The following is a 7,176-nucleotide window of genomic DNA, read 5'->3' as shown; positions in this document are numbered from 1 at the left end:
ATCATCTACTGGGCCGCGATCCTCCAGATGACCCGCCGCCACGCTCGTACCCGTACCACGAGCCCAGCCACATAGATCAGAAACAGGCTCTATAGGCGGAGCGCAGAGTTTGAGGGTGGTCGTCACCGAGCACCCGGCGACAGCGTGCCAAGGTGTCCTCGGACAGGGCACGGGCCCCGTTGTGATCACCGAGCGTATGCAGGGTTGTGGCGAGACCCTGGGCGGAGCGCAAGGTTTGGGGGTGGTCGTCACCGAGCACCCGGCGACAGCGCGCCAAGGTGTCCTCGGACAGGGCCCGGTCCTGAGTGTGGTCAGCGAGCGAGTGCATGGTGGTGGCGAGGCCATGGGCGGCGCGCAGAGTGTCGAGGTGATCATCGCCGCACACCCGACGGTAGCGGATGAGGGTGTCCTCCGACAGGGCCCGGGCCTCGGTGTAGTCACCGAGCGAGTGCAGGGTGGTGGCGAGGTCGTGGGCGGAGCGCAGGGTGTCGGGGTGGTCTTCGCCGAGGACACGGCGGTAGCGGGGCAGGGTGTCGGTGATGATGTCGTGCGCTTCGCGGATCGCGCCGAGGGCGTACCGGGCGTGGGCGTATTCGGTGGCTGCCTTGAGGGTGTGCGGGTGGTCTGGGCTGAGGAGGCGTTGCCAGGACTGATACAGGTCCCGGACGAGGGCGTGTGCAGTGTGTAACTCCCCGCGGCGGAGCAGGTACAGCACGAGCCGGCAGGCGGCCTCCCGTAGCGGCGGGTGTGTGCTGGTTGCGGGGTCGGCGGCGATGAGGTGTGGTGCCAGGGCTGCCCATTGTGGCCAGAAGGCGGGGTCGTCGGTGTCGGTGGGCGTGGCCGCGGCCAGCGACACGCTGGCGTAGGTCCGCGCTTCGCCGATCGTGCCGTGTGCGCGGTGGCGGACCACCGCCTGGGTGAGCCGGTGCATGTGCAGCCCGTCGGCGCTGGCACCGGCCAACCCATGCGCCGTGAGAGTGGACACGACTTGGTAGAAGCCGACCGGATCGAGTTCGCGCAGCGGTGGGGCAAGTCTGTTGAGGGACTGGGTGAACACGGTCAGCGGGACAGGTTCCGGTGCCATCGTCGCGCGCAGCGTCACCAGGTGTGCCGCAGCGGGTTCGTGCTGTTCGAGACGGTCGACAGCCAGGTTGACGGCGGCAGCCAGCGACACCGGGTAGGTCGCCGGGCGGCCTTGGTCGAGGATCACGGTGGAGTGTTTGTCGAGCAGGTCAAGATACTCCCGGGCGGACATGCCGGTCTCGGCGATCACGCTCGCGGCCTGGGCCACGGCCAGCGGCAGGTGCCCAAGTGCCTCTGCCAAGCGGCCAGCGTCCGATTCGCCGAGGGCGGGGACCCGCCGCCGCAGCAGGTCGGCGGATTCGTTCTGGTCGAACAGGCCGACCTCGACCGGGACAGCATCCTCGTGCCATCCGGGATTGCGGGACGTGATGATCACGTGTCCGCCGCGTGGTGGTAGCCACCTCACCACCTGCTGCCGGTCGTCGACGTTGTCGAAGATCAGTAACCATCGTCGGCCCCCCTCCAAGGCGGTGTGTATCGCCTGCACCGCCGCGGGGGTGGTCACGTCGGAGGCGACCAGCCCTGCCTTCGCTGCCGCCTGAGCCAATTGCCCGCCGACCAGATCGGCCTGCTCGGCGGGCACCAGCCAGACCACCTCGTAGGCGTCGCCGTGGCGGTTGGCGAACTCCAACGCGAGCTGCGTCTTGCCGATACCGGCCATTCGGTCACGTGAACAGAGCGCCACCCGCCCTCGCCGTTCCAGTCCCTGCTGAATCTGGGTCAGCTGGGTTCCCCGGCCGACAAAGCCCGGATTCGCGGGCGGGAGGTTCGACACTACCGCCGGCGTAGCGTCGGGCGGTCCGGGAAACGGCCGCGGAGATCTGGCCGGCAGTGCAGCCGGGGCAGACTGTTCGCCCGGGAAAACCGCCGACGTCGGTCGCGGGCGGTTCCGGTTCACCCCGGTCAACAGTCGCTCGCGGGCCTGCGCCTCGTGGGTGCCGACCAGGTCCACCCACACCCGGGTCGCCAGCAACCCGGGCGGCCGACAATCGCGTACCCGTACCGGCACCAGAAGCCCCAGCTCACCGCTGGGGTCCTTGGCGAACGACGCCCGCCACTCCGCCTCGCCGAACGCGGAGCCGAGGTAGTCCGGCGACAACACCGCCACGGTCCGCCGCGCAGAGGTGGTCGCCTCCTGCATCTTGTGCAGGAAGTCCGTGCCCGGAGTGAAGTCCCACGCCTGGAGCACAGTGGAGTAGCCCGCCGCCTCCAACTCGACCGCGACCCATTCGGCCCACGCGGAATCCGCACCCGTATAGCTGATGAAGAAATCAGACCCCATACCCGGCCAGACCAGTCAGAATTAATAAAACGGACGCGACCGCCGTCTCGAATCAGGTGACCATCCTCGCGATCGATATCTGACGGATCAACACGTGAACGCCATCAGATATCCGACACCACCGGGCATCGCCGGACGGATCTACGCCGCTCGTCGCCCCTCACTGCGGACAGTCGGCGTAACCTGAGGCTCGGGCTTCCTATGCCTCAAGTTGCTGCCGGTCACCGATCGTCAGGGCGTCCATTCACGGCTGCGGCCGGTGAGCCCGAGAACCCGGTCGAGCAGCGGAGCGTCGGCGGGTTGGGTGATCGACGGGCCGAACAGGCCGGGAGTGCCGTCGCTGCTGGCCTGTTGGGACACCAGGCGATGGACCGTGTCGAGGGTCTGGTCGTCAATGTCGTACGGCTGCCCGGTCGCGCTGGCGAGATCCCATCCGTGAACGACCAGTTCGTTCAGCGCGACGACGCCCATGATCTCGGCCGGCAGCATCACCCCGCCGACCGCGGTCTCGCCCGTCCAGGCGGCCGAACCGCGCCACGCGGCAACCAACTCGTCGAGCTGCACCGGTAGCCGGCTGCGCCACTGGGGGTCGAGCCTGTCGGCGGAGGGGTCACCCGGACCGTTCGGCGCGGGATCCGGTCCCTTCTCGGCCGCCGTCCGGAACGCGAGCGTCAGCCCCATGAGGTGGTCGAGCAGCTCGCCGACCGCCCAGCTCTGGCACGGAGTGGGCGCGGCGAGCCGGTCATCGGTCACCCCGGGCAGCAGCGCCTTCAGCGCGCGGGCTGCGGGCTCGAAATCCGGGCTGCCGTTACTGTGGATCATCTCTGCTCCTTCGTCGCGAACGTTCCGCACGCTACGCGCCGGGACCGACAGACAATCCGTGACGACGGTCGGTCACGGCGTGCCGGGGGTGGCGTCGCGCCACTGGGTCGGGGTCACCCCGTGTTCCGCGCGGAAGCGTTTGATGAAGTAGCTGACGTCGAGGTAGCCGGTCCGGCGGCTGATCGTCGCCACGGTCAGGTCGGTGTCGGTGAGCAGCAGGCGGGCCTGTTGCATACGGCGCTGCGCGATCCACTGCTGGACGGTCCGGCCGGTCTTGCGGCGTACCACGGTGGTGAGATGCCCGGCGGTGAGCGCCATTTCGACGGCGACATCGGCCAGCGAGATGGGTTCCTGGTAGCGCCGCTCGATGACGTCGAAGACGGCCGCGAGCATCGGCTCCTCCGCCGATCGCAGCTGGTCGGCGACGCCGGTCGGCAACCGGGCCGCGGCCACCAGCAGCAGGGTCAGGTGGGCGAGGGCGGCCTCCTGGTGCCCGTCGCGCCGGGCGCGCAGCTCGGTGTCCAGTGCGGCGAAGCGCTCGACCCAGCCCGCCCGGTCGGACGGTGGGATGCGCAGCCGCTGTGCCCGGTGGATGCCGTGGGCGAACGGGAGCAGCAACGGGTGCGACCGCCACGACGAGTAGGCCCCCGACCTTCCGGGCCGCACCACGTCGGTCGGGAACCACACCACCCACCCGTCGGTGACCGTCGTCTCGATCGGGTCGAGGAGAGAAACGACCTGCCCTGGCGCGATGACGAACAGGTCCCCGTCGGTCACCGTCCACCTGCGGCTGTCGATCACCAGCCTGCCATCGGCCCGATGCGCGTAGAAGAGCACCAGGAAGTCGTGGGCGTGGGCACCGCCGGCGACCGGGTCCAGGATCGGCGTGCCCTGTGGGACACGGGCCACGGCGACGGGGGCGAGGCCGGGCACCCGACCGAACCCGATGACCGGCACGCCCTGCCCGGTCACCCCGACGGCGCGGGACGCTGGAACCGAACTTCGTCGCATCCGGTCCACAGTTGCGCCATTGTCCACGGTGTCGTGCGCCATGACGCTGAGAGTACGACCGAACTTCATCTGATATCGGAGCGTCACATGACCGGACAGCCCCACCCCACGGACGCACAGCAGTACCTGCCCGGCATGGGTAAGCACTGGCTGCTCCCGCTCTACGATCCGTTCTCCCGCCTCGCCGGTGTCGGGCGTATCCACGGGCAGCTGATGGACCGGGCGAACCTCCGGCCCGGCCAGCGGATCCTGGAGATCGGCTGTGGTACCGGCAACCTCCTGACCGCGCTCGGGCGTCGCCTCCGGGACACCGACGCGCTGGGCATCGACCCCGACCCGGCCGCGCTGCGCCGCGCCCGCCGTAAGGCGGCCCGGAGCGGACTGCCGATCCGGTACGAGCAGGCGTTCGCCGGCGCGCTGCCGCTGCCAGACGACAGCGTCGACCGGGTGCTGTCCGCGTTCATGCTGCACCACCTGGACGACGACGAGCGGATCAGGGCGCTGCGAGAGGTCAGGCGGGTGCTGCGGCGCGGCGGTGAACTGCACCTGCTCGACATCGACGGCACACCGTCCGGGCGGGGTGGCGGGATGGCTCACCGCAACGCCCGGGTGGCCGCCAGTCTCCCCGAGCGGGTGCTGGCCGCGCTGGGCGACGCCGGCCTGACCGGCGTCGCGAGCAACGGCGGGGGTAAGGCGTGGTTCGGCCGCTTCGCCTTCTACCGCGCCGAGGCGGCCTGAGGCGGACGACACCGGCCGTCGACGAGCCCCGTCGCCGCAGCTCGGCGTCGCCGACGCCCAGCTCAGTGCAGGGGCCGGCCGTGCGCGTCGGGCACCCCGGACTTGCGGTGGAAGTAGGCGTTGATCTGGTCGCGCCACTCCCGCGCGCAGCGCAGCTGCTCGTCGAGCCGCTCGGTCACCCGGGCGTGCACCGCCGCGTCCACCAGGCCGACCAGCGACTTCCACCGCAGGCAGGCCGCCTCCACCTCGGCCACCCCGTCGAAGTGGGTGTCGTAGATGTGCTGGATGACGGTGCGACCGCTGTGCAGCACATGCTCGTACGGCACGTGGTGGAAGAAGAGCAGCACCTCGTCGGGGCAGGTGTCCGGGGATTCATACACCCGGGACCACGGCCGCGGGTACTGGCCGGTGAAGCCGGTGCCAGTGGCCCGGGTGCGGTCCACGCCCACGCCGTCGCGGTCGGCGAAATGGTACGTGCCCCACCGGCTGTACTCGTATCCGTCGACGTCGGGGCCGTAGTGGAGTCCCGGTCGCACCATGAATCCCACGCCCAGCGGGGCGGTGTAGCGCTCGTAGGTGCGCCACGAATCGTCCATGATCTCGTGCAGGGTGCGGCGGAGCAGGTCCGGGTCGGCGCTGGTGTCCGGGTGGAAGGTCAGCTCGATCCACTCGTCGAGCAGTTCCGCCGGTCGCAGCTGCGGATCCCAGGCCAGCCGGCCGAAGGCGTACAGGTTGGCCTGGGCCAGCGGATGCCCGGTCCAGAACGGATCGTCGCCCACATTGGAGACGGCGACCAGGCCGCCGCCGTCGGCGGCCACGCCGGCGACGGTATGTCCGTCATCGCTCCAGCCGAACCGCAGCACCTCGCTCCACCAGGGAGCCAGGTAACACACGTGCCGCTGCTGGCCGGTGTACTCCTGGGTCACCTGGAACTCCACCGCCATCCGGGTGCCGGGCATCGCCGTGATCACCGGAGAGACCGGTTCCCGGGTTTGGAAATCCATCGGGCCATGCTTGACCTGCACGATGACGTTGTCCCGGAAGCGGCCGTCGAGCGGGGCGAAGTGGTCGAACGCGGCCCGGGCCCGGTCGGTGGAGCGGTCACGCCAGTCCTGCCGGTGGTTGTAGACGAAGGCCCGCCAGTGCACCACGCCTCCGTGGGGGGCCAATGCCTCGGCGAGCAGGTTCGCTCCGTCGGCGTGGTCGCGGCCGTAGCTGAACGGGCCCGGTTGTCCCTCCGAGTCGGCCTTGACGACGTAGCCACCGAAGTCGGGGATGCGGGCGTACACCGCCCGGGTGGTCTCGGCCCACCAGGCCCGCACCGCGTCGTCGAGGGGATCCGCGGTGGACAGGCCGGCGAGCACGACCGGCGCGGCGAAGGTGACCGACAGGTGCACCCGGATGCCGTACGGGCGAAACTCGTCGGCGAGTTCGGCGACGTCGTCGAGCCGCTCGGTGAGCAGCCGTGCCTCGGTGGCGTGGACGTTGACGTTGTTCACCGTCACCGCGTTGATGCCACAGGCGGCGAGCAGGCGCGCGTACGCCCGGACCCGGCCGCGGTCCCGCCGGGGGTGGCCGGCCTGCCAGAAGATCGACCCGCCGGCGTAGCCGCGTTCGACCTGCCCCATCACCGGGTGCACGTCGACGTTGTCCCAGTGGTCGAGCATGCGGCGGCGCATCGCGGGACGGTGCGGCTGCGCCGCGTACGGTGCGCCGAATGCCGATTCGCCGAGGCGGGTCAGGTGGAACAGCCCGTAGAGCAGCCCGGCCGGCTGGTCGGCGAGGAGCACCGTGACCTCGCCGTGGCGGGCCAGGGCGTAGCCTTCCGCGCCGAGCGGCCCACCGCCTGCCGTTTCCAGCTCGGCCAGGGCGGCGTCGAGTTCGGCGGGGCCGCCGTCGCCGACGGCCGGGACCAGGGCGAGCACCAGGCTCGGCGGTGGCCCCGCCACCTCCCGCCGGACGCTGCCGCCGTGCTCGGCGCAGGCCCGCTCGACCTCGGCGACGACCGTGTCGACGAGCCCTCCGGCGCCGAGTACGAGACAGTGCCGGGAGCCGACGGCGCGGAACACCTCAGGCGGCAACCAGGCGGGGTGGACGTCGGTCGGGGCAGGGCCGGTCATTGCGCAGATCGTAACGATCCCACCAAACACGTCAAGATACTTCCGGAAGTCCCGGCCACCGGTGGGCCCACCTGTGCGGCGGGCCCACCGGCTGTCACCAGGATCCCGAGCCCGTACCCG

The 7,176-nt window shown here is 70.5% G+C and carries 5 protein-coding genes; 1 reads left to right on the top strand and 4 read right to left on the bottom strand.

The annotated features are described in order from the left end of the window. Window positions 1-76: 76 nt before the first annotated feature. From fxsT to AB0J93_RS26690, 3 genes are all read right to left on the bottom strand, one after another. Window positions 77-2,365, bottom strand: coding sequence for an FxSxx-COOH system tetratricopeptide repeat protein (gene fxsT / locus AB0J93_RS26700; RefSeq protein ID WP_363925071.1), 2,289 nt, complete (start codon window positions 2,363-2,365; stop codon window positions 77-79). A 231-nt stretch (window positions 2,366-2,596) separates the two neighbouring features. After that, window positions 2,597-3,187: a TIGR03086 family metal-binding protein gene (locus tag AB0J93_RS26695; protein WP_363925070.1), complete on the bottom strand. Its 591-nt coding sequence runs from the start codon at window positions 3,185-3,187 to the stop codon at window positions 2,597-2,599. A gap of 72 nt (window positions 3,188-3,259) precedes the next feature. Beyond that, window positions 3,260-4,144, bottom strand: coding sequence for an AraC family transcriptional regulator (locus AB0J93_RS26690; protein ID WP_363925075.1), 885 nt, complete (start codon window positions 4,142-4,144; stop codon window positions 3,260-3,262). A gap of 141 nt (window positions 4,145-4,285) precedes the next feature. On the opposite strand from AB0J93_RS26690, the gene AB0J93_RS26685 reads away from it, so the two are divergent. Next, complete coding sequence (locus tag AB0J93_RS26685) at window positions 4,286-4,936, top strand: methyltransferase domain-containing protein (protein ID WP_363925069.1); 651 nt, start codon at window positions 4,286-4,288, stop codon at window positions 4,934-4,936. A gap of 62 nt (window positions 4,937-4,998) precedes the next feature. Here AB0J93_RS26685 and AB0J93_RS26680 read toward each other — a convergent pair whose 3' ends face one another. After that, window positions 4,999-7,056, bottom strand: a complete 2,058-nt coding sequence (locus AB0J93_RS26680) for an alpha-glucuronidase (RefSeq protein WP_363925068.1) — start codon at window positions 7,054-7,056, stop codon at window positions 4,999-5,001. Window positions 7,057-7,176 lie beyond the last annotated feature (120 nt).

Source organism: Micromonospora sp. NPDC049374 (genome assembly GCF_040677165.1).
Taxonomy (GTDB): domain Bacteria; phylum Actinomycetota; class Actinomycetes; order Mycobacteriales; family Micromonosporaceae; genus Micromonospora.
This window is presented reverse-complemented; position numbering and strand designations above follow the sequence as displayed.